At 74.0% G+C, this 21007-nt stretch carries 21 protein-coding genes and 1 pseudogene; 16 read left to right on the plus strand and 6 right to left on the minus strand.

The genetic code is table 11. The features are described 5' to 3' along the window. The first annotated feature begins 109 nt into the window (after positions 1–109). On the plus strand, positions 110–781 hold the full coding sequence (locus ACFVVL_RS01410) for a hypothetical protein (protein WP_387670450.1): 672 nt from the start codon (positions 110–112) through the stop codon (positions 779–781). Positions 782–882: 101 nt separating this feature from the next. Beyond that, the gene (locus tag ACFVVL_RS01415) at positions 883–1404 is read left to right on the plus strand and encodes a GNAT family N-acetyltransferase (RefSeq protein WP_387670452.1); all 522 of its coding nucleotides are present in this window, start codon (positions 883–885) and stop codon (positions 1402–1404) included. 42 nt (positions 1405–1446) lie between these two features. On the opposite strand, the gene ACFVVL_RS01420 is transcribed toward ACFVVL_RS01415, so the two are convergent. Together ACFVVL_RS01420 and asnB are read right to left on the minus strand one after the other, a co-directional pair. Beyond that, positions 1447–2154, minus strand: a complete 708-nt coding sequence (locus ACFVVL_RS01420; RefSeq protein ID WP_380287246.1) for a YoaK family protein — start codon at positions 2152–2154, stop codon at positions 1447–1449. Between the two features lie 83 nt (positions 2155–2237). After that, positions 2238–4070, minus strand: a complete 1833-nt coding sequence (asnB, locus tag ACFVVL_RS01425; protein ID WP_380287245.1) for an asparagine synthase (glutamine-hydrolyzing) — start codon at positions 4068–4070, stop codon at positions 2238–2240. 178 nt (positions 4071–4248) lie between these two features. On the opposite strand from asnB, the gene ACFVVL_RS01430 reads away from it, so the two are divergent. From ACFVVL_RS01430 to ACFVVL_RS01455, 6 genes are all read left to right on the plus strand, one after another. Beyond that, positions 4249–5187: a TIGR01777 family oxidoreductase gene (locus ACFVVL_RS01430; RefSeq protein ID WP_387670455.1), complete on the plus strand. Its 939-nt coding sequence runs from the start codon at positions 4249–4251 to the stop codon at positions 5185–5187. A gap of 100 nt (positions 5188–5287) precedes the next feature. After that, positions 5288–5659: a BlaI/MecI/CopY family transcriptional regulator gene (locus ACFVVL_RS01435; protein ID WP_380287306.1), complete on the plus strand. Its 372-nt coding sequence runs from the start codon at positions 5288–5290 to the stop codon at positions 5657–5659. Continuing rightward, on the plus strand, positions 5656–6549 hold the full coding sequence (locus ACFVVL_RS01440) for a M56 family metallopeptidase (protein WP_387670457.1): 894 nt from the start codon (positions 5656–5658) through the stop codon (positions 6547–6549). The genes ACFVVL_RS01435 and ACFVVL_RS01440 overlap by 4 nt, the downstream gene beginning before the upstream one ends. 287 nt (positions 6550–6836) lie before the next feature. Further along, positions 6837–7409 (plus strand): carboxymuconolactone decarboxylase family protein, encoded by a 573-nt coding sequence (locus tag ACFVVL_RS01445; protein WP_387670459.1) that lies wholly within the window; start codon positions 6837–6839, stop codon positions 7407–7409. After that, entirely contained in the window at positions 7406–7618 is a 213-nt protein-coding gene (locus ACFVVL_RS01450) for a hypothetical protein (protein WP_387670461.1), read from the plus strand. Before ACFVVL_RS01445 ends, ACFVVL_RS01450 begins: the two co-directional genes overlap by 4 nt. A gap of 28 nt (positions 7619–7646) precedes the next feature. Then, positions 7647–8222, plus strand: coding sequence for a hypothetical protein (locus ACFVVL_RS01455; RefSeq protein ID WP_387670463.1), 576 nt, complete (start codon positions 7647–7649; stop codon positions 8220–8222). Between the two features lie 27 nt (positions 8223–8249). On the opposite strand, the gene ACFVVL_RS01460 is transcribed toward ACFVVL_RS01455, so the two are convergent. After that, a complete protein-coding gene (locus ACFVVL_RS01460; protein ID WP_380287239.1) occupies positions 8250–9278 on the minus strand; it encodes an NlpC/P60 family protein in 1029 nt (342 codons plus the stop codon). Between the two features lie 256 nt (positions 9279–9534). Here ACFVVL_RS01460 and ACFVVL_RS01465 point away from each other — a divergent pair, with 256 nt between their 5' ends. From ACFVVL_RS01465 to meaB, 3 genes are read left to right on the plus strand one after another with little or no spacing between them, the layout of a single operon-like run. Beyond that, a complete protein-coding gene (locus tag ACFVVL_RS01465; protein WP_387670465.1) occupies positions 9535–11442 on the plus strand; it encodes a methylmalonyl-CoA mutase subunit beta in 1908 nt (635 codons plus the stop codon). Then, positions 11439–13667, plus strand: a complete 2229-nt coding sequence (scpA, locus tag ACFVVL_RS01470) for a methylmalonyl-CoA mutase (RefSeq protein ID WP_387670467.1) — start codon at positions 11439–11441, stop codon at positions 13665–13667. Before ACFVVL_RS01465 ends, scpA begins: the two co-directional genes overlap by 4 nt. 12 nt (positions 13668–13679) lie before the next feature. Further along, positions 13680–14669 carry a methylmalonyl Co-A mutase-associated GTPase MeaB gene (meaB, locus tag ACFVVL_RS01475; protein WP_387670469.1) on the plus strand — a complete coding sequence of 330 codons (990 nt, stop codon included), beginning with the start codon at positions 13680–13682 and terminating at the stop codon, positions 14667–14669. A gap of 4 nt (positions 14670–14673) precedes the next feature. Here meaB and ACFVVL_RS01480 read toward each other — a convergent pair whose 3' ends face one another. After that, the gene (locus ACFVVL_RS01480) at positions 14674–15144 is read right to left on the minus strand and encodes an ATP-binding protein (protein ID WP_387670471.1); all 471 of its coding nucleotides are present in this window, start codon (positions 15142–15144) and stop codon (positions 14674–14676) included. A gap of 267 nt (positions 15145–15411) precedes the next feature. Between ACFVVL_RS01480 and ACFVVL_RS01485 the strand changes: the two are divergent. Continuing rightward, positions 15412–15489, plus strand: a pseudogene (locus ACFVVL_RS01485) (helix-turn-helix domain-containing protein); the annotation flags it as partial. A gap of 30 nt (positions 15490–15519) precedes the next feature. Here ACFVVL_RS01485 and ACFVVL_RS01490 read toward each other — a convergent pair. Further along, positions 15520–15747 (minus strand): hypothetical protein, encoded by a 228-nt coding sequence (locus ACFVVL_RS01490; protein ID WP_387670473.1) that lies wholly within the window; start codon positions 15745–15747, stop codon positions 15520–15522. On the opposite strand from ACFVVL_RS01490, the gene ACFVVL_RS01495 reads away from it, so the two are divergent. Then, a complete protein-coding gene (locus ACFVVL_RS01495; protein ID WP_387670475.1) occupies positions 15731–16204 on the plus strand; it encodes a hypothetical protein in 474 nt (157 codons plus the stop codon). The two genes, ACFVVL_RS01490 and ACFVVL_RS01495, sit on opposite strands and share 17 nt — an antisense overlap. A gap of 53 nt (positions 16205–16257) precedes the next feature. Beyond that, positions 16258–16578 carry a putative quinol monooxygenase gene (locus ACFVVL_RS01500; RefSeq protein WP_387670636.1) on the plus strand — a complete coding sequence of 107 codons (321 nt, stop codon included), beginning with the start codon at positions 16258–16260 and terminating at the stop codon, positions 16576–16578. 96 nt (positions 16579–16674) lie between these two features. On the opposite strand, the gene ACFVVL_RS01505 is transcribed toward ACFVVL_RS01500, so the two are convergent. Beyond that, positions 16675–17277, minus strand: coding sequence for a superoxide dismutase (locus ACFVVL_RS01505; protein WP_380287232.1), 603 nt, complete (start codon positions 17275–17277; stop codon positions 16675–16677). Between the two features lie 163 nt (positions 17278–17440). On the opposite strand from ACFVVL_RS01505, the gene tsaD reads away from it, so the two are divergent. After that, on the plus strand, positions 17441–18505 hold the full coding sequence (gene tsaD / locus ACFVVL_RS01510) for a tRNA (adenosine(37)-N6)-threonylcarbamoyltransferase complex transferase subunit TsaD (RefSeq protein ID WP_387670477.1): 1065 nt from the start codon (positions 17441–17443) through the stop codon (positions 18503–18505). A 139-nt stretch (positions 18506–18644) separates the two neighbouring features. Beyond that, the gene (locus ACFVVL_RS01515; protein WP_387670479.1) at positions 18645–20978 is read left to right on the plus strand and encodes a collagenase; all 2334 of its coding nucleotides are present in this window, start codon (positions 18645–18647) and stop codon (positions 20976–20978) included. The last annotated feature ends 29 nt before the right edge of the window (positions 20979–21007 follow it).

A 21007-nucleotide genomic window follows, 5' to 3' on the forward strand; every position in this document is an offset into this window, starting at 1 on the left:
TGGGCCCGCACCGTGTGAGCCCGCCCGGCTCTTGTGCGAGGGGCCGGTGCCGGGGGAGATTGGGATCCGACGGGCCGAACCACGCCAACAGCCGTGAGGAGCACGCATCGTGTCCAGCTCACCCCGCTCGGCCCGGACCGTGTCGCTGTCCCGACGGGCCCGCCGCCAGCTCCGCCTCGCCCTCGGCGGCCGCCGCGCCGTCCGGCGCCGGGAACCGCTCGCCCGCCCCGTCGACCGGTCCCGCAGCCGCGCCTGGCTGGTCGCCGCGCTCGCGCTGGCCGTCGGCCTGGCCGGGGTCGTCACCGCCGCCGTCCTCGGCTGCCGCGCCGCCGGGCGCACCGCCGAGTCCGACCGCGCCCGCCTGCACCGCACCGAGGCGCTGGTCCTGGGCAAGCTGCGCACCGAGGACACCGGCGCCGGCCGGTGGAGCGGCGGCTACCAGAAGCGCGCCGAGACCTCGGTGTCCTGGACGGCCCCCGACGGCCTCGCCCGCACCGGCACCGTGGAGGTCCCGCGCACCGTCGCCACCGGCTCCACCGTCGTGCTGTGGCTCGACGCCGACGGCCTGCCCGTCACCGCCCCGGCCACCCCGATCGGGCTGGCCGTCGGGGCCGTCTGCACCGGGCTGGCGGGCGCGGCGACCCTGGCCGCGCTGATCGGCAGCGTGCTCGCGCTGCGGCTGCGCGTCCTGGACCGGCGGGCGGACCGCGCCTGGGAACGGTCCTGGGCCCGCTGGGAGCCCCGCTGGTCGGGGCGCGCCAGCCAGCCGCAGGACGACTGACCGCCCGCCGGAACGCGGGAACACGGGAACACGGGAACGCGGCAACGCGGCAACGCGGCAGCACCGGAACGCCGGACCACCGAGCAAGGAGCGCAGCGCTGTTGTTCACCACCGACCGGCTGATCGCCCGGCTCTGGGAGCACACCGACGCCGAGCGCGCGTACGACCTGTACGCGCGGTGGGAGGTCGCGCGGTGGCTGGGCGCCGCGCCGCGGGCGCTGGAGTCGCCCGCCGAGGTGCCGGCCATGATCGACCGCTGGCGGGCGCGTTCGGCCGACCCCCGGTACGGCGTCTGGGCGCTGGAGCGGCGGGACACCGGGGTGGTGGCCGGCTCGGTGATGCTGCTGCCGCTGCCGGACGAGGACGGCAGCGGCAACGGCGAGGTCGAGGTCGGCTGGCACCTCCACCCCGACTCCTGGGGCCGGGGCTTCGCCACCGAGGCCGCCCGCGCCGCCCTCGCCAAGGGCTTCGCCGACGGCCTCACGGAGATCCACGCCGTGGTGCGCCCCGGCAACGAGCGCTCGGCCGCCGTCTGCCGCCGCCTCGGCATGACCCCCCGGGGCCGCACCAGCCGCTGGTACGGCGGCGAGTTCGACGCCTTCCTCGCCACCCCGGACCGGTAGTCGGGCCCTCGGGTCCTCCGCTCCCCGGCACCCGACCGCCGGTCAGGGGGCGCCGCCGGGGCGGGTCCAGGGGGCGGCGGGGTGCCGGGAGGCGCGGTGGGTGAGGGCGGCCACGGCGAGGAGCAGCACGAGGGCGGCGGCGAGGGCCAGGGCGACGGTGGCGTGCAGCACGAGGACGGCGCCGAGCAGGGCGCCGGCGAACATCCAGGCGGCGGAGGCGAAGCGGCGGGCGCCGGTGCGGTCGGCGGCCAGCGCGGTGAGCGTCATGGTCAGCACGGTGGTCGTCAGGTCCGGCACCTTCAGCGCCCGGACGACCGCGTTCTGCAGCCCCATCGCGGCGCCCAGCACCCCGATCAGGGTGTACCGCACCGGGTCGGCGCCGTGCCCGAAGGCCGCGGCGAGGGCGGTGCAGACGGCGAGCAGCACCGACTGCGCGGCGACCGTGGCGACCAGCAGCCGCCCGCGGTGGTCCGGACGGCGCTCGGCGAGCCGGCCGCCCGCCAGCGCGCCCGCGAGGAAGGCGGCGAGGGCGGCCAGCGAGGCCGTCGCGGACAGTCCCGGCGCGCCGGCCAGGGCGAAGCCGAGGAAGACGACGTTGCCGGTCATGTTGGCGACGAAGACGTGCCCGAGGGCGAGGTAGCTCACCGCGTCGACCAGCCCGGTGACCACGGTGAGCACCAGCAGCATCGGCACCAGCGGACCGTGCCGCGGGTCACCGAACGGCCGAGCCGGCCGAGTCACCGTCACCATCGCACCAGCCTAACCGGGCCCGGCCGGCGGGACCCGACGGCGTCGTCGGGTCCCGCCGGCGCGGCGGGGCCGGGCCCCGGCGGTCAGACGGCGAGCGCCGGGCGGTGGTGGTCCAGCCAGAGCGCCAGGTCGACGACCCGCTCCAGCCGCAGCCGGTGGCCCCACTCCAGCTGGTCGGCCGGGGTGTCCAGGCTGCTCTTGATCACCGTCTCGTCGGCGATGTCGCGTACGTGCGGCGCGTCCAGCGCCTCGCGGGCGAGCCGCTGCAGGCCGCTGTTGTAGTCGGCGTGGTGGGTGGCCGGGTAGTGGTTCTTCGGCCGCCAGAGCACCGACTCCGGGGCGATGCCCTGGCCGGCGGCGCGCAGCAGGCTCTTCTCGCGGCCGTCGTAGTTCTTCATCGCCCACGGGGTGTTGAACGCGTACTCGACCAGCCGGTGGTCGCAGTAGGGCACCCGCACCTCCAGGCCCTGGGCCATCGAGAGCCGGTCCTTGCGGTGCAGCAGCTGGCGCAGCCAGCGGGTCAGCGACAGGTGCTGCATCTCGCGCTGCCGGTGCTCGGCCGGGCTCTCGCCGTCGGCGTGCGGGACGGCGGCGAGCGAGCTGCGGTAGGTGTCGTCGCGGAACTCGGCGATCCGCAGGTGGGCGGCGAGGTCGGGGTTGATCGGCATGGCCGCCTCGTCCCCGGTGACGAGCAGCCAGGGGAAGGTCTGCGCGGCGAGCGCCTTGGGGTTGTGGAACCACGGGTAGCCGCCGAACACCTCGTCGGCCGCCTCGCCGGAGAGCGCGACCGTCGAGTGCTTGCGGATCTCGCCGAACAGCAGGTAGAGCGAGGTGTCCATGTCGCCGACGCCGATCGGCGAGTCCCGGGAGACGACGACGGCCCGCCGGTTCTCCAGGTCGAGCAGGGTGCGCGGGTCGAGCACCACAGTGGAGTGCTCGCTGCCGATGAACGCGCCGGCCTCGGCGGCGTACGGGGTGTCGTGGCCGGTGCGCAGCACGTCGCCGGTGAACTGCTCGGCCTGGTCGCTGTAGTCGACGGCGTAGGAGCGCAGCTTGGCCTGCGGGCCCTCCTGGACGCGCAGTTCGTCGGCGACCAGGGCGGTCACGATGGTGGAGTCGAGGCCGCCGGAGAGCAGGCTGCACAGCGGCACGTCCGCCTCCAGCTGGGCGCGGGCGGCGCGGTTGACCAGCTCGCCGATCCGCTCCTTGGTGGCGTCCAGGTCCTCGGTGTGCGGGCGGGCGGTGAGCTCCCAGTAGCGGTGCTCACGGATGCCCGAGCGGTCGAGGACGAGCAGGCCGCCGGGGTGCACCTCGCGCACGCCGGCCCAGACGGTGGGGCCGGTGTTGAAGAGCAGGCTGTAGGCCTCGCGCAGACCGTCGGCGTCGACGGTGGGGGTGATGCCGGGGTGGGCGAACAGCGCCTTGGGCTCGGAGCCGAAGACCAGGCCGCCGTCGACCTCGGCCCAGAACAGCGGCTTGACGCCGAGCCGGTCGCGGACCAGCAGCAGGCGCTCCTCGCGCTCGTCCCAGACGGCGAAGGCGTACATGCCCTCCAGCCGCTCGACGAGGGCGTCGCCCCACTCCTGGTAGGCCCGCAGCACCACCTCGGTGTCGCTGCGGGTCTCGAAGCGGTGTCCCCGGGCGCGCAGTTCGGCGCGCAGTTCGTGGTGGTTGTAGACCTCGCCGCTGTAGGTGAGGACGGCGGCCGGTTCGTCGGCGCGGTCGGGCATCGGCTGGGCGCCGCCCTCGATGTCGATGACGGCGAGGCGGCGGTGGCCGAGGGCGGCGTGACGGCCGAGCCAGACGCCGCCGGCGTCGGGGCCGCGCAGGGTCATGGTGGCGGTCATCGCCTCGATGACGGGGGCGCTGTGGCGGACGTCCTGGTGGAAGGACACCCAGCCGGTGATTCCGCACATGCGCGAGCACTCCTTGGGCGAGCAGACAATCGGATCCGGCCCAGCAGTCGGACACGCGGAGGCGGTGGTTCCACGGATTCGGACACATTTCCGGCCATGTCACAGCAGCCCTGGAATTTTGAACACGTTCAGCCTGACCGTTAGGCTGGGTACGGACGAACGACCGAGGGGGGTCTCGATGAGAATCGTCATGCCCGGGGGGACCGGGCAGATCGGGCGCATCCTGGACCGGGCGCTGACCGCCGACGGCCACGAGGTGCTGGTCCTCAGCCGCCGGCCCCGGCGCGACCAGGAGATCCACTGGGACGGCCGCTCGCTCGGCCGCTGGACGGACGCCCTCGACGGCGCGGACGCCGTCGTCAACCTCGCCGGGCGCAACGTGGACTGCCGCCCCACCGAGCAGAACCTGCGCGACATGCGCGAGTCCCGGGTGCACTCCACCCGGACCGTCGGCCGGGCCATCGCCGGCGCCCGGCGCCCGCCCCGGGTCTGGCTGCAGATGAGCACCGCCACCATCTACAGCCACACCTACGGCGCCCCGCACGACGAGGACACCGGCGTCATCGGCGGCGGCGAACCCGGCGCCCCGCGCGCCTGGGACCACAGCGTGCGGATCGCGCGCGACTGGGAGCGCGAGCAGCGCGACGCCGCCACCCCGCACACCCGCCGGGTCGCGCTGCGCTGCGCGGCGGTGATGAGCCCGGACGCCGGCGGCACCTTCGACCGGCTGCTGCGGCTCGCCCGGACCGGCCTCGGCGGGCCGGTGGACGGCGGCACCCAGTACGTGTCCTGGATCCACGACCACGACCTGGTCCGCGCCGTGCGCTTCCTGCTCCACCGGGAGGACGTCACCGGCCCGGTGAACCTGGCCGCGCCGACGCCGGTGGCGCAGCGGGTGTTCATGCAGACGCTCCGGCGGGCCGCCGGCATCCCGGTGGGGCTGCCGGCCACCCGGTGGATGGCCCGGGCGGGTGCCTTCGCGCTGCGCACGGACACCGAACTGCTGCTGAAGAGCCGGGCCGTCGCACCTGGCCGGCTGCTGGCGGCCGGGTTCGGCTTCGAGCACCCGCACTGGTCGGCGGCCGCGGCCGACCTGGTCCGGCGGGCGCGCCGCTGACCACCCCCGTGCCGCGCGCCCGGGCGCGCGGCACGGGCACCCGGCGGCCGTACGATGGGCGGCGGCACGGCGGACAGGACGGCAGAGGAGCGGACGGGTGCTGCGCGGATTCGGCGATCTGGAGGCCGAGATCATGGACCGGCTCTGGTCCTGGGGCCGCCCGGCCACCGTCCGCGAGGTCGTCGACGACCTGCGCCGCGCCCGCCCGGTCGCGTACACCACCGTCAACACGGTCGCCGACATCCTGCACACCAAGGGCTGGCTGCGGCGCGAGAAGGCCGGCCGCGCCTGGGTGTACGAGCCGACCTGCACCCGCGAGTCGTACACCGCCCAGCTGATGCACCAGGCGCTGGAGACCACCTCCGACCGGGCCGGGGCGCTGCTGCACTTCGTCGACCGGATCAGCGGGGACGAGGCGACGGCGCTGCTCGCCGCCCTGGAGCAGGTCAAGGCCCGGGACGACGCCCGGTGACGCTGGTCCTGCTCGCCCTCCACCTGGTCCTGGTCGGCGTGCTGCTCCCCCGGCGGCTGGCCGGCTCGCGGCGGCTGCAGGCCCGGCCGGGCCTCGGCGCCGCCGTCTGGCTCGCGCTGATGGCCTCCTTCGGCACCGGCCTGCTGCTGGCCGCGCACCACCTCCTCGCCCCGCTCGGGCACGAACCGGCCGGGCTGGTCGGGCTGCTGCCGCACGCCGAACCGCCGGCCGCCACCGGACCGCACGCCCACGACCGGTGGGTGCCGGCCGCGGCGGGCGGGGCCGTGGCGGTGGTGGCGGCGGTGGCGGCCACGCTGGCCGCCCGGGCCGCCCGGGCGCGGCGGCGGCACCGGGCGGCGCTGGACCTGGTGGCCGCCCGGGACGCCCGGCGCCGGGTGCTGGTGCTGGACGACCCGCGGCCCGCCGTCTACTGCCTGCCCGGCCGCCGGGCCCGGGTGGTGGTCACCCGCGGCGCCCTGGAACTGCTGGACGAACCCCGGCTCACCGCCGCCGTCGCCCATGAGCACGGCCACCTGCGGGGGCGTCACCACCTGGTGCTGCTCGCGGCGGACACCTTCGCGCTGCTCCTCGGCCGCCGGCTGCCGCTGGCCCGCCTCGGGCGGGCGGAGGTGGCGCTGCTGCTGGAAATGGCGGCCGACGACGCCGCGCTCGCCCGGGTGACGCGCTCCGACCTGGCCGGCGCCCTGTACGCGCTGGCCACCGCCGCCCCGGACGCCGGAGCGGGCGCGCTCGCCGCCGCGTCCACCGGCGCGCTCGCCCGCGTCCAGCGCCTCGCCCGCACGCCCGCGCCCCCGGCCCGCGCCTGCCGGCTGGCGGCCTTCGCCGCCCCGCTGCTCCCCTACCTCCTGGCCTGCGCCCCGCACCCGTAGCCCGGCCTCCGTGGGGCGGCGTCCGTGGGACGGCGTCCGGCGACCCCGGTGCCCCGCTCCGATCCGTCACGCCCCCAGCGGCACCGACCCGCCGTACGACGCCGCACCGATCCGCCGACCGGCCCGCCGCACCGGCCTGCCGCGCCGGCCTGACGTGGCGACGCCCCGACGCCCCGACACCCCGACGTGCCGTCAGGGAGGCGACGTCCCCTCGGACATCCGTTTACCTAACCACCATTGGCGTGTTTAATGGTTAGCGCGAAGCAGGCCGACCGACGGAGGACCCCATGCCACGCATCCCCCAACTGACCCCGGACACCGCCGGGGGCGAGCAGCGCGAGCTGCTGGAGGCGACCCGCCGCCAGCTCGGCCGGGTGCCCAACCTCTACGCCGCGCTCGCCAACTCCCCCGCGGCCCTGCGCGGCTACCTGGCGCTGCGGGAGTCGCTCGGCGGCGGCGCGCTCGACGAGCGGCTGCGCGAGCAGCTGGCGCTGCTCGTCGCCCAGGAGAACGGCTGCCTCTACTGCGTCTCCGCCCACACCCTGCGCGGCGGGCGGCTGCTGGGGATGACGGACGACGAGCTGCTGGCCACCCGGTCCGCCGAGGACGCCGACCCGCACACGCGGGCCGTCCTGCGGACCGCCGCCGAGCTGGTGCGCAACCGCGGCCACCTGGCCGAGGAGTCGCTGGCGAAGGCCCGGGCGGCCGGTGTCACCGACACCGAGTTCGCCGAGATCGTCTCCCACGTCGCCCTCAACACGCTCTCCAACTACTTCAACCACCTCGCCGAACCCGACCTGGACTTCCCCCCGGTCGACTCGTTGGACGTTCCCACGGCCGGTCCGGCGGTGGGCCGGTGAACGGCGCGATGAACTGGCGGGAGGGCGCCCGCGTCGAGCTGCGGCCCGGCTACGCGCTCCTGGACGGCGCGGGCGTCGCCCGGACGCACCTCACGGGCGTCCGGCTGGCGATCGAGGGCGGCTTCGTGCACGTCGCGGTCCCGGGCACGGACGGCGTCCAGGTGGTCTCCGCCCCGGCGGTCGCCCGCCTCTCCTATCCGGCGGAGTAACGCCCGGCGGCCCGGGTAGCCGCGCGGCATGAACGTGACGCACACGAACCGGCCACCTGCCGCAGAACAGGTCCGCGCTCCCGGGGGCGGGGCGCCGGACCGCCGGTGGCTCGGGATCTACCTGAACGACCACCTGGCCGGCGCGACGGCCGGCCTGGCGCTGTGCCGCCGGGCCGAGCGGGTCCACAGGGGAGACCCGCTCGGCCCGGACCTGCGCCGGCTGGCCCTGGAGATCGCCGAGGACCGGCGGTCCCTGCTGGACGCGATCCGCCGGCTCGGCCTTCCGGTGCGGCGGCACAAGGCCGCCGCGGGCTGGCTCGGGGAGAAGGCGGGCCGCCTCAAGCCCAACGGCCGCCTGCTGAAGCGCTCGCCGCTCAGCGACGTCCTGGAGCTGGAGGCGCTGGGCGTGGGGATCCAGGGCAAGGCGATGCTCTGGCGCACGCTGCTGCGGCTCGACGGGGGACGGCCGGCGCCCTCCGGCCCCGCCCCGCTCGACCACGGGCGCCTGGAGCGGCTCGCCGAACGCGCCGCGCGCCAGGCCGGCGAGGTCGACGCCCTGCGCAGCACCGTCGCGCTGGAGGTCCTCGGCCCGCCCCGCTCCTGACGCGGCCGCTTCGGGGACGGCCCGGGCTCAGGGGCGCACGGCGCCCACGTAGGGCATGACGTCGATCGGGAGGACCTCGACGTTCTTGCCGGTGCGCGGGGCGTGGATCATCCTGCCCTCGCCGATGTAGAGGCCCACATGGTGGAGGTCGTCGTAGAAGAAGACCAGGTCGCCGGGCTGGAGATCGGCGCGGGCGATCCGGGCGCCGGCCTTCCACTGGTCCTGGGAGACGCGCGGGAGCTTCACGCCCGCCGCGCGGTAGGCGGCGCCGGTCAGGCCCGAGCAGTCGAAGCCGGAGGGGCCGGTGGCGCCCCAGACGTACGGCTTGCCGAGCTGCGCGTAGGCGAACTGGAGGACGGTGGCGGCCCGGCCGGTGGCGGGGCCGCTGTAGGCGGGGCGCTCGGCGGCGGAGCGCGAGGCGCGGGTGGCGGCGGGCTCCTGGGCGTTGACCTTGGCGCGGTCGGCGGCGCTCAGCTTGTTGAGCAGGGCCTGCGCCTTGGCCAGCTTGTCCTGGACGGCCTTCTTCTCCGCCGCCAGGGCGGTGCCGGCCTCGTCGAGCTGCGCGAGGGTGGCGGTGGCCTCGGCGCGGTCCTGGTCGAGCCGGCGCTGTTCGTCCAGCGCCCGGCGCAGCAAAGCCGCCTGGGAGTCGACGACCTGGTTCTGGGCGGAGGCCCGGGCCAGGTAGCCGCCCGGGTCGGAGTCGAGCATCAGCTGGACGGAGGGGTCGATGCCGCCGTTGCGGTACTGCTCCGCCGCGATCCCGCCGAGCTGGGTGCGCAGCTCGTTCATCGCCTCCTGGCCGCGGGCCACCTTCTCCTGGATCCGGTTGGCCTCGCCCTGGAGCGCCTGCTGCTTCTCCTGGAAGCCGTTGTAGCGCTCGATCGACTGCTCGGCCTCCTCGTTGAGCTGGTCCACCTGCTCCTTGACGGCGGCGAGGCCGGGCGCCGGTTCGGCCTGCGCGGGGCCCGCGGTGAGGACGACGCCGCCGGCCATCGCGGTGGTGACGACCGCCAGGCGGGCCCGGCTGGGCGGGCTGGGCTTGCGGCGCTTTCCCATGGCGGCTGACTCCTCGGAGGCGGGGAAAAAGGGGGGAGGCATGGCGGGGCGAACACGGGCAGGGGGTGTTCCGGGGAGAGCCGCCCCGCAGCCCGCGTTCTTCTAAGCAAGTTAATAGATGACGCCCGCTGTTCCGCAAGCCGACCGCCGCGCACCGCCCACCGCACACCGGCGTTGCAACCGGGTGCAGAGCGAGGGAAAGGTCACACCGTCCGCCTCTCCTGCGCCCCCGTTCACGGGCGCTACCCTGCGTGGCATGACGGTCCCGCCCGAAGGGCTTCCCCTGGCCGCCGAGTTCCCGGCCGCCCACCGCGAGCAGTGGCAGACCCTCGTCGAGGGTGTGCTCCGCAAGTCGGGGGCGCAGCCCGAGGACGGCGCAGCGGCCGAGCACGCGCTCAGCACCGCCCTCCAGGACGGGCTGCGCGCCCGCCCGCTGTACACCGCCGAGGACGCCCCCGCCGACCCGGGCCTGCCCGGCTTCCCGCCGTTCGTGCGCGGCGCCCGCCCGCAGGGCGCCTCGATCGCGGGCTGGGACGTCCGCCAGCGGCACAGCGACCCCGACCCGCGCCGCACCAACGAAGCCGTACTGGCCGATCTGGAGCACGGCGGCGGCTCGCTCTGGCTGGAGCTGGGCGGCGGCGGCCTGCCGGTCACCGCCCTGGGCGAGGCCCTCACCGGCGTCTACCTGGACCTCGCCGGGGTGGTGCTCGACGCGGGCGCCGAATTCCCGGAGGCCGCCGCGCAGTTGTTCAAGCTGTACCAGGAACGCGAGGTCTCCCCCGGCGCCGCCGCCGGCACCCTGGGCGCCGACCCGCTGGGCCTGCAGGCCCGCACCGGCGACGCCGCGCGCACCGACGCGCTGCTCACCGAGGCCGCCGCGCTCGCCACCCGCTGCGCCGAGGGCTTCCCCGGCCTGCGGGCGCTGGCCGTCGACGCGCTGCCGTACCACGAGGCCGGCGCCTCGCCCGCGCAGGAGCTGGGCGCCTCGCTGGCCACCGGCGTCGCCTACCTGCGCGCGCTGACCGGCGCCGGGCTGCCGGTGGACGCCGCGCTCGGCCAGCTGGAGTTCCGCTACGCCGCGGACGCCGACCAGTTCCTGACGATCGCCAAGTTCCGTGCCGCGCGCCGTCTCTGGGCCCGGGTCGCACAGGCCTGCGGCGCCTCCCCGGACGCCTCGGCGCAGCGTCAGCACGCCGTCACCTCCGCAGTGATGATGACCGCCCGCGACCCGTGGGTGAACATGCTGCGCACCACGATCGCCTGCCTGGCCGCCGGTGTCGGCGGGGCGGACGCGGTCACCGTGCTGCCGTTCGACGCCGCGCTCGGCCTGCCGGACGCCTTCGCCCGCCGGATCGCCCGCAACACCCAGGCGATCCTGCTGGAGGAGTCGCACCTGGCCCGGGTGGTCGACCCGGCCGGCGGCTCCTGGTACGTGGAGCGGCTGACCGACGAGCTCGCGCACGCCGCCTGGGCGTGGTTCCAGGAGATCGAGCGGGCCGGCGGCCAGCGCGCCGCGCTGGAGTCGGGCCTGGTCGGCGAGCGGATCGCGGCCACCTGGGCGGAGCGCTCGGTGCGGCTCGCCAAGCGGCGCGAACCGGTCACCGGCGTCAGCGAGTTCCCGAACCTCGGCGAGGCGGCGCCGGTCCGCGAGCCGGCCCCGGCCGGCCCCGGCGGCGGGCTGCCGAGGGTGCGCCGGGCCGAGGCCTTCGAGGCGCTGCGCGACCGCTCGGACGCGCACCTCGCGGCCACCGGGGCGCGCCCGGCACTGTTCCTGGCGTCGATCGGCACCGCCGCCGCGCACACCGCGCGCACCACCTTCGCCGCCAACCTGTTCCAGGCCGGCGGGATCGCCACCACCGCGCACGAGGGCACCGAACCCGCGGCGTTCGCCGAGGCGTTCACCGCGAGCGGAGCCTCCGTGGCCTGCCTCTGCTCCAGCGACGCGCTCTACGGCGAGCACGCCGAGGCCGTCGCCGCCGCGCTGCGGGCGGCCGGCGCCCGGCAGGTGCTGCTGGCCGGGCGGCCGGGCCCGACGCCGCCCGCGGGCGTGGACGCGTTCGTCTTCGCCGGCGGCGACGCGGTCGCCGTCCTGACCTCCCTGCTCGACCAGCTCGACGTGCCCGAGCCGGTCGCCGTGCCCGACGCGATCGGAGTGGCCCGATGATCCCCGACTTCACCACGGTCGCCCTGGACGGCGCCGCCCCGGCGGACGCCCCCGGCGAGGCCCCCGAGGGCGTCACCGGCGCCCAGTGGCGCGCCGCCTGGCGCGAGGCCACCGGCAAGGACGTCGACGAGCAGCTCTGGGACACCCCCGAGGGCATCGGCGTCAAGCCGCTGTACACCGCCGAGGACCTCACGGGCCTGGACTTCCTGGGCACCTACCCGGGCATCGCCCCCTACCTGCGCGGCCCGTACCCGACGATGTACGTCAACCAGCCGTGGACGGTGCGCCAGTACGCGGGCTTCTCCACCGCCGAGGAGTCCAACGCCTTCTACCGCCGCAACCTGGCCGCCGGCCAGAAGGGCCTGTCGGTCGCCTTCGACCTGCCGACCCACCGCGGCTACGACAGCGACCACCCGCGCGTCACCGGCGACGTCGGCATGGCGGGCGTCGCGATCGACTCGATCTACGACATGCGCCAGCTGTTCGACGGCATCCCGCTGGACCGGATGTCGGTGTCGATGACGATGAACGGCGCGGTGCTGCCCGTCCTCGCGCTGTACATCGTGGCCGCCGAGGAGCAGGGCGTACCGCCCGAGAAGCTGGCCGGGACCATCCAGAACGACATCCTCAAGGAGTTCATGGTCCGCAACACCTACATCTACCCGCCGCAGCCGTCGATGCGGATCATCTCGGACATCTTCGCGTACACCTCGCAGAAGATGCCCCGGTACAACTCGATCTCCATCTCCGGCTACCACATCCAGGAGGCCGGGGCCACCGCCGACCTGGAGCTGGCCTACACCCTGGCCGACGGCGTGGAGTACCTGCGGGCCGGGCTGGACGTCGGGCTGGACGTGGACGCGTTCGCCCCGCGGCTGTCGTTCTTCTGGGCGATCGGCATGAACTTCTTCATGGAGGTCGCCAAGCTGCGCGCGGCCCGGCTGCTGTGGGCCAAGCTGGTCAAGCAGTTCGACCCGAAGAACCCCAAGTCGCTGTCGCTGCGCACCCATTCGCAGACCTCCGGCTGGTCGCTCACCGCGCAGGACGTGTTCAACAACGTCACCCGCACCTGTGTGGAGGCGATGGCCGCCACCCAGGGCCACACCCAGTCGCTGCACACCAACGCGCTGGACGAGGCGCTGGCGCTGCCGACCGACTTCTCCGCCCGGATCGCCCGCAACACCCAGCTGCTGCTCCAGCAGGAGTCCGGCACCTGCCGGGTCATCGACCCGTGGGGCGGCTCGGCGTACGTCGAGAAGCTGACGAACGACCTGGCGAACCGCGCCTGGCAGCACATCCAGGAGGTCGAGGCGGCCGGCGGCATGGCCAAGGCGATCGACGCGGGCATCCCCAAGCTGCGCGTCGAGGAGGCCGCCGCCCGCACCCAGGCGCGCATCGACTCCGGCCGCCAGCCGGTGATCGGCGTCAACAAGTACCGGGTGGAGAGCGACGAGCAGATCGAGGTGCTCAAGGTCGACAACTCCGCGGTGCGCGCCCGCCAGATCGAGAAGCTGCGCCGGCTGCGCGAGGAGCGCGACGAGCCGGCCACCCGCGCCGCGCTGGAGGCGCTGACCCGGGCCGCCGGGGCCGGGCCCGCGCGCGGCGGTTCGCTGGACGGCAACCTGCTGCACCTGGCGGTGAACGCGGCCCGCGCCAAGGCCACCGTCGGCGAGATCTCGGACGCCCTGGAGCAGGTGTACGGCCGCCACTCCGGCCAGATCCGTACCATCTCGGGTGTGTACCGAGACGAAGCGGGCCCATCGGCCCCCCTGCAGCGCACCCGGGAGCTGGTCGAGCGGTTCGAGCAGGCCGAGGGCCGCCGCCCGCGCATCCTGGTCGCCAAGATGGGCCAGGACGGCCACGACCGCGGCCAGAAGGTGATCGCCACCGCCTTCGCCGACCTGGGCTTCACCGTGGACGTCGGTCCGCTGTTCCAGACCCCGGCCGAGGTGGCCCGCCAGGCCGTCGAGGCGGACGTGCACATCGTCGGCGTCTCCTCGCTGGCCGCCGGCCACCTCACCCTGGTGCCCGCGCTGCGCGCCGAGCTGGCCGCCGCCGGCCGGGAGGACATCACCATCGTGGTCGGCGGGGTGATCCCCCCGCAGGACTTCGACGCGCTGTACGAGGCGGGCGCCGCGGCGGTCTTCCCGCCCGGCACGGTGATCCCCGAGGCCGCCTACGACCTGCTGAAGTCGCTCGCCGCCGACCTCGGCCACGAGCTCTGAGGCGCTGAGCCGATGGCGCCCCGGACGATCGACCTCGACAGCTACGCGACGGGCGTGCGGGAGGGCTCGCGCGCGTACATCGCGCGGGCCATCACCCTCGTCGAGTCCACCCGGCCGGACCACCGCGCGCTGGCGCAGCAGCTGCTGACGATGCTGCTGCCGCACGCGGGCGGTGCGGTGCGGGTGGGCATCACGGGGGTGCCCGGAGTCGGCAAGTCGACTTTCATCGATTCCTTCGGCACCATGCTCACCGGCCTCGGGCACCGGGTCGCGGTGCTGGCCGTCGACCCGACGTCCAGCCGCACCGGAGGCTCGATCCTGGGCGACAAGACCCGGATGGAGCGCCTGGCGGTCGACCCGCACGCCTTCGTGCGCCCCTCCCCCACCTCCGGCACGCTCGGCGGGGTGGCGAAGGCCACCCGGGAGTCGATGCTGGTGATGGAGGCGGCCGGCTACGACGTGGTGCTGGTGGAGACGGTCGGCGTCGGCCAGTCGGAGACCACGGTGGCCGGCATGGTGGACTCCTTCCTGCTGCTGTCGCTGGCCCGCACCGGGGACCAGTTGCAGGGCATCAAGAAGGGCGTGCTGGAGCTCGCCGACGTCATCGCGGTCAACAAGGCGGACGGCCCGCACGAGACCGACGCCAAGGGCGCCGCCCGGGAGCTGGCGGGCGCGCTGCGGCTGCTCCAGGCCCCGGACGCGCCGTGGACGCCGCCGGTGCTGACCTGCTCCGGGCGCGACGGCGCCGGTCTGGACACCGTCTGGGAGCGGCTCCAGCAGCACCGCAAGGTACTGGACGCGACCGGCGCGCTGGCCGCCAAGCGGCGCGACCAGCAGGTGGAGTGGACCTGGGCGATGGTGCACGACCAGCTGCTCGCCCGGCTGCACGCCCACCCGGACGTGGTCCGCCTCGTCCCGGACCTGGAACGCCAGGTCCGCGAGGGCACCCTCACCGCCACCCTCGCGGCGGACCGCATCCTGGACGCCTTCGGCCTGCACTGACCCACTACGCCACCACGAGACCCAGCGCCGTGCCCCACCCGTACGTGGGGCACGGCGCTTCACACTGCTCGGCGAACTCGAACCACACCACCTTGCCCGCGCCCGCCGGGAACCACCCCCACGACCCGGCGAGCGCCTCCACCAGCACCAGCCCGCGCCCACCGGTGTCTTCGGCCTCGCGCTCCCGTCTCGGGAGCGCGGGGCACCGGTCGGCCACCTCGACCCGAAGCCGCCCCGCGCACTGGAGTACGGTCACGACACAGCGCTCCCCGGTGTGCAGCAGCGCATTGGCGATCACCTCGCTCGCGCACAGCTCCACGTCCCCGAAGGCGTCCGCCGAGAGCGGCACCCCCCACTCCCGCACGATCGTCCCCACCAACCACCGCGCCGCCGGCACCGCCTCCGGCCCCGGCGGCACCCCCCCCCATTCCAGCGGAACCGGGAACCGGGCATTGCTGAGCGGGCTGACCACCATGAACGCCTCCACGTCGACGGGGCAGAAGAACTGTCGAGGACCGAGCGACCGATCACCAACAGTCAACAAGCGGTCACATCTATGGGACGATCGATGATGCGGCGCCCGCATACGCGTATGCGGGCGCCGCATCGAACCGCATCACCGGCCCAGGCGGGGCCCGTAGCGTTGGGTGCGCTGATGAACTGGAACTCGGCAGTGGTCCGGCAGGCCTCCCGGACCGGGAACTACGGCAAGGTCATCGAACTGGCCCGGACCCACCGGCGGATGACTCAGGCGCAGTTGGGTGCGGCGTGCGGGTTGTCCCAGTCGGCCGTCTCGCGGCTGGAGAAGCGCGGCAACGGTCCTTACGCCATGGACGTACTGCTGCGGATTTCACGGCATCTGGACATTCCACCGGCAGTGCTCGGCCTGGCCGCGCCGCCGATGCGGACGATGAGGGGAGACGAAAACGTGGAGAGACGGCAGTTCCTCGGCGCGGCGACGGCGATCGCCGTCGCCGCGCCCGTTCTCGCCCTCGTCGACCGCGCCGCGGAGGAGACCGAGCCACGGGCAGCGGCGCTCCGGCTTGCCAGGAAGGAACACGATGCGGATCGGGATCACGGGGCACCGAGGACTGAGTGCCGAGTTGGAGCACGAGGTCCGACAGCTGCTCGCCGACGCACTGCCGACGGAGGACGCGGGCGGACTCACCGTGGTGTCCTGCATCGCGGACGGGCCGGACGCGTGGATCGCCGAACTCGCGCTCGACCGGGGAGCCCGGCTCGCGGTGGTCATCCCCGCCCAGCAGTACCGCGACGGCCTACCGGAGTGGCACCACGCGGTCTACGACCGCCTCCTCCGGGAAGCCTCCGAACAGCACCACACCGGGCGAGTGGAATCCGACGAGACCGCCCACATGGCCGGGAGCGAACTGCTCGTCGGACAGGTCGACCGGCTGATCGCCGTTTGGGACGGCCTGCCCGCCCGGGGCTTCGGCGGGACGGCGGACGTCGTCGCGTACGCGCGGCGGCGGGGTGTCCCCGTCGACGTGCTCTGGCCGTCCGGGGCACACCGCTGAGGGTGTGCCCCGGACGGTTCGCACTGTTCTCTACGCCTTCACCAGGGAGAGCCATGGGATTCGGCCTTGTCGTCCGCTTCGTCGCCCGTGACGAAACCGCCGCTCGTGCCTTCGACGGCCTGGCACGGGAAGCACTCGAAGGGATCCGCGCCGAGGAGCCCGGCACACTCGTCTACGTCAACCACACCGTGCCGGAGGAACCGCTCGTCCGGGTCTTCTACGAGCTCTACGCGGACCGCCAAGCATTCGAGGAGCACGAGCGACAGCCTCATGTCCGCCGGTTCCTGGAGGAGCGCGGCCAGTACCTCGAATCGTTCGAGGCCACGTTCCTGGACGAGATCGACGGCAAGAGGCCCGCAGCCCGCACCGTCTGAATCGCCCGGCAGAACCACGGAGGGCTCCGGACCGGGCGGTCCGGAGCCCTCCGCTACCTGCCCTGCCCTGGGTCAGGTGTATACAGGCGCCTTGGGTCAGGCGCTCTTGACGGCCGCGAAGCGGGCCGAGACGTCCTGCCAGTTGACGACGTCCCACAGGCGGGTGACGTAGTCCGGGCGGACGTTGCGGTACTGCAGGTAGTAGGCGTGCTCCCAGGCGTCGAAGGCCAGCAGCGGGGTGGTGCCCTGGCCGACGTTGCCGTGGTGGTCGTAGACCTGCTCGACGATCAGGCGGCCGGCCAGCGGCTCCCAGGAGAGGATGCCCCAGCCCGAGCCCTGCACGCCGGTGGTGGCGTTGGTGAGCTGCTTCTTGAAGGCCTCGAAGCTGCCGAAGTGCTCGGTGATGGCGTCGGCCAGCTCGCCCTCGGGGCGGTCGCCGCCCTCCGGGGAGAGGTTCTGCCAGAACAGCGAGTGCAGCACGTGGCCGGAGAGGTGGAAGGCGAAGGTCTTCTGCAGGCCGACCAGACCGCCGAACTGCTCCTTGTCACGCGCCTCGGCCAGCTGCTCCAGGGTGTCGTTGGCGCCCTTGACGTACGCGGCGTGGTGCTTGGAGTGGTGCAGCTCCAGGATTTCCGCGGACATCGCGCGCTCCAGCGCGGAGTAGTCGTACGGCAGGTCGGGAAGCGAGTAGGTGCCCATCAGGACACGGCCCCTTTCGGCGAGTTCAATGATGTCGATCGTGCCGGGTCAACACTATTGCGTATGAGTTGCAAGAACGAACAAGGGGCTCCTGCGTATTCCTCACGCCGTGTCGGGCACAATGGCCGCGGCCATGTGTAATGATCGACAAGGGTGAGTGACCATGACGGACACGCCGGTGGTACTGGGCATCGAGTCGTCCTGCGACGAGACCGGCGCGGGCCTGGTGCGCGGCGGCGTCCTGCTCGGGCAGGCGGTGGCCTCGTCGATGGACGAGCACGCCCGCTTCGGCGGCGTGGTGCCCGAGATCGCCGCCCGCGCGCATCTGCACGCGATGGCGCCGGTGGTCCACGAGGCGCTGGACCGGGCCGGACTGACCCTGGCCGACGTCGGCGCCGTCGCGGTGACGACCGGTCCGGGCCTGGCCGGGGCGCTACAGATCGGCGTGGCGGCGGCCAAGGCGTACGCCTTCTCGCTCGGCGTGCCGCTCTACGGCGTGCACCACCTGGCGGGACACGTCGCCGCCGCGACGCTCGACGGCGGGCCGCTGCCCGACCCCTGCGTGGTCCTCGTCGTCTCCGGCGGGCACACCTCGCTGCTGCTGGTCCGCGACCTCGCCCGCGATCCGATCGTCCACCTCGGCGACACCCTGGACGACGCGGCCGGCGAGTGCTTCGACAAGGTCGCCCGGATCCTGGGCCTGCCCTACCCCGGCGGACCGGCGATCGACCGGGCGGCCCGCGAGGGCGACCGGCGCGCGGTGCGCTTCCCGCGCCCCCTGTCCGGGCCGGCCGACCCGCCGTACGCCTTCTCCTTCTCCGGCCTCAAGACCGCCGCCGCCCGCTGGGTCGAGGCGCGGCGGGCGGCCGGCGCGGAGCCGCACGTCCCGGACGCCGCCGCCGCGCTCCAGGAGGCGATCGCCGACGTGCTGACCCGCAAGGCCGTCAGGGCCTGCCTGGACCACGGGATCGGGACCCTGGTGGTGGTCGGCGGGGTGGCCGCCAACTCACGGGTGCGGGAGCTGGCCGAGCGGCGCTGCGCCTCGGCCGGGATCGCGCTGCGGGTGCCCCCGCTGCGGCTGTGCACGGACAACGGGGCGATGATCGCGGCCGTCGGCGACCTGCTGGTGCGCGCGGGAGCCGCGCCGGCCCCGGCGGACCTGTCCGTCGACCCGTCGGCGCCGCTGGAGTCCGCGGCGCTCACCCCGGCGGCGCGGCGGGCCGCCTGACAACGTTTCGGTTGCGGCGATCAGTTTTTCGGTCCGGGGCCTTCCCGGGGCACTGTGACGTGTGCCATTTTACATGTCACACATCGAGAGGCCGCGTCCCCCATACCGCGGCCCCGAACGGCCCCGGAGGCCCCCACAGATGCGTCCCTTCCGGATATCAACGGCCAACGCGCGCAGGCTCCCCGCGCTCGGCGCCGCCTTCTTCATCGCGCTCGGCCTCTTCGCCCCGCAGAGCCAGGCCGCCCCGGCCGGCCAGGCCGCCACCGCGTCCCCGGCCGGCAGCAGTGCCGCCCCGTCGACGCCGCGGTCGATCCCGGTGCCCAAGTCGCCCGACGCCAGGAGCACCAGCCCCTTCAAGCTCTCCGCCCAGGACAGCACCGAGGAGCAGGCTCCGCCGGCCGCCCCGGCCACCCGGCCCGCCGTGGCCGCCAAGGGCTTCTCGGCCGCCGCGGCCGATCCCTGTCCCGACCTCTCCGGAGTGATCAACGCCACGGGCAGCGCGCTGGTCCAGCAGCTCAAGGCGCTGCCGCGGGTCGACTGCACCTACCCGCTGTTCAACCTCACCGGGGACAGCGTCAAGGCCTTCCGCGAGTCCAACATGGTGACCGTCGCCAACGCACTGCGCGACGCCTCCCCGGCCTACCCGGGCGACAACAGCACCAACATCGGCCAGCTGGTCCTGTTCCTGCGCGCCGGCTACTACGTGCAGTGGAAGTACCCGGCCGCCGTCGGCGCCTTCAGCCCGGCGCTGAACACCGCGACCGCCGCCGCCCTGGACGCCTTCTTCGCCTCCCCGCACGGCAAGGACGTCACCGACGCCAACGGCGCGCTCCTCGTCGAGGTCGTCAAGGTGATCGGCCAGAGCGACACCCTCGGCCGCGAGGCCGGTGTGTTCAAGTGGCTGCTCTCCAGCTACAACGGCAGCTGGCCCACCCAGATGACCAACACCGTGTCGGAGTTCGACTGGGTCCTCAAGGACGCCTACGAGTCGAAGACCGACGCCGCCGGGTGGAAGGCCGCCCTCAAGGCCGACCCCTCCCTCCTCACCGCCTGGTCCGGCTTCATCACCCGCAACGACTCGCAGCTGAACCGCTGGGACGTCGTCAGCAACATCGGCCGCTACCTCGGCTACGCCCTGGAGGTGCCGGAGCTCAGGACCACGCTGCGCCCGATCCTCAAGGACCTGATCAACCGCTACCCGAACGTCGGCCCCACCGCCCCGATCACCATGAACCTGGGATGGGCCACCCGCCAGTTCGACAAGGGCAACTGCGCGGCCTACGGCATCTGCGACCTGAGCACCCGCCTCATGCCGGTGATCCTGCCGATCCAGCGCGTCTGCAACGACGGCCTGAAGATCAAGGCCCAGGACATGTCGCCCGCCCAGCTCGACAGCACCTGCACCAGCCTGATCAACCAGGACGCCTACTTCCACAAGATCATCGGTGACAAGGGCGCCATCCCGGGCGACGTGAACACCAACCTGGAGGTCGTCGCCTTCGACGACTACGACCAGTACTCGCTGTACGCCTGGGCCTTCTACGACATCGACGTCGACAACGGCGGCATGTACGAGGAGGGCAACCCCGCGCTGCCCGGCAACCAGGCCCGCTTCATCGCCCACGAGGCGTCCTGGCTGCGGCCGTCGTTCTCCATCTGGAACCTCAACCACGAGTACACCCACTACCTCGACGGCCGCTACAACATGGCCGGCGACTTCGAGGCCAGCCAGACCACCCCGACCATCTGGTGGGTCGAGGGCATCGCGGAGAACATCTCCTACGGCTACCGCAACGAGCGCAACGCCGCCGCGATCACCGAGGCCGGCAAGAAGACCTACAAGCTCAGCGAGCTGTTCGACACCGTCTACGGCCAGACCGCCGACGCCGACGAGAACTCCAACCGGGTCTACCGCTGGGGCTGGCTGGCCGTGCGCTACATGTTCCAGGAGCACCGCTCCGACATCGACGCCGTGCTCGCCAAGTACCGCGCCGGCGACTGGAACGGCGCCCGCACCATCCTGAAGCAGACCATCGGCACCCGCTACGACGCCGGCTTCGACGCCTGGCTGACCAAGTGCGCGAGCAACGACTGCGGCCCGCTGCCGGAGGCGCCGACCGGCCCGGTCACCCCGACCACCCCGGTCTGCACCATCGCCGACCCGCGCCAGTTCGACAACAACTGCCGCCGTGACAACCTCACCGCCACCACCGGCAACTACAGCTACCACTTCGTCAACCTGCCGGCCGGCGTCAAGACGCTGACCCTCACCAGCAGCGGCGGCACCGGCAACGCCGACCTCTACTACGGCGGCTCCACCTGGGCCACCACCGGCAACGCGCTGGCCAAGTCCACCAACGCCGGCAACGGCGAGACGCTGACCATCACCAACCCGCCCTCCGGCTGGGTCTACTTCAGCCTCGCCGCGCAGCAGGACTTCGCCGGCGTCACCCTCTCCGTGCAGTACCAGTAGCACCGGGCAGCACCTCTAGCACCGGGTGC

It is taken from the genome of Kitasatospora sp. NPDC058115 (assembly GCF_042884635.1).
Lineage (GTDB): Bacteria > Actinomycetota > Actinomycetes > Streptomycetales > Streptomycetaceae > Kitasatospora.

Bases quoted from the DNA above. Each gene is read 5' to 3' on its own strand.
- ACFVVL_RS01420 (WP_380287246.1), bottom strand. From the start codon at position 2,154: ATGGTGACGGTGACTCGGCCGGCTCGGCCGTTCGGTGACCCGCGGCAC.
- asnB (WP_380287245.1), bottom strand. From the start codon at position 4,070: ATGTGCGGAATCACCGGCTGGGTGTCCTTCCACCAGGACGTCCGCCAC.
- ACFVVL_RS01430 (WP_387670455.1), top strand. From the start codon at position 4,249: ATGAGAATCGTCATGCCCGGGGGGACCGGGCAGATCGGGCGCATCCTG.
- ACFVVL_RS01445 (WP_387670459.1), top strand. From the start codon at position 6,837: ATGCCACGCATCCCCCAACTGACCCCGGACACCGCCGGGGGCGAGCAG.
- ACFVVL_RS01455 (WP_387670463.1), top strand. From the start codon at position 7,647: ATGAACGTGACGCACACGAACCGGCCACCTGCCGCAGAACAGGTCCGC.
- ACFVVL_RS01460 (WP_380287239.1), bottom strand. From the start codon at position 9,278: ATGGGAAAGCGCCGCAAGCCCAGCCCGCCCAGCCGGGCCCGCCTGGCG.
- ACFVVL_RS01465 (WP_387670465.1), top strand. From the start codon at position 9,535: ATGACGGTCCCGCCCGAAGGGCTTCCCCTGGCCGCCGAGTTCCCGGCC.
- scpA (WP_387670467.1), top strand. From the start codon at position 11,439: ATGATCCCCGACTTCACCACGGTCGCCCTGGACGGCGCCGCCCCGGCG.
- meaB (WP_387670469.1), top strand. From the start codon at position 13,680: ATGGCGCCCCGGACGATCGACCTCGACAGCTACGCGACGGGCGTGCGG.
- ACFVVL_RS01480 (WP_387670471.1), bottom strand. From the start codon at position 15,144: ATGGTGGTCAGCCCGCTCAGCAATGCCCGGTTCCCGGTTCCGCTGGAA.
- ACFVVL_RS01495 (WP_387670475.1), top strand. From the start codon at position 15,731: ATGCGGATCGGGATCACGGGGCACCGAGGACTGAGTGCCGAGTTGGAG.
- ACFVVL_RS01500 (WP_387670636.1), top strand. From the start codon at position 16,258: ATGGGATTCGGCCTTGTCGTCCGCTTCGTCGCCCGTGACGAAACCGCC.
- ACFVVL_RS01505 (WP_380287232.1), bottom strand. From the start codon at position 17,277: ATGGGCACCTACTCGCTTCCCGACCTGCCGTACGACTACTCCGCGCTG.
- tsaD (WP_387670477.1), top strand. From the start codon at position 17,441: ATGACGGACACGCCGGTGGTACTGGGCATCGAGTCGTCCTGCGACGAG.
- ACFVVL_RS01515 (WP_387670479.1), top strand. From the start codon at position 18,645: ATGCGTCCCTTCCGGATATCAACGGCCAACGCGCGCAGGCTCCCCGCG.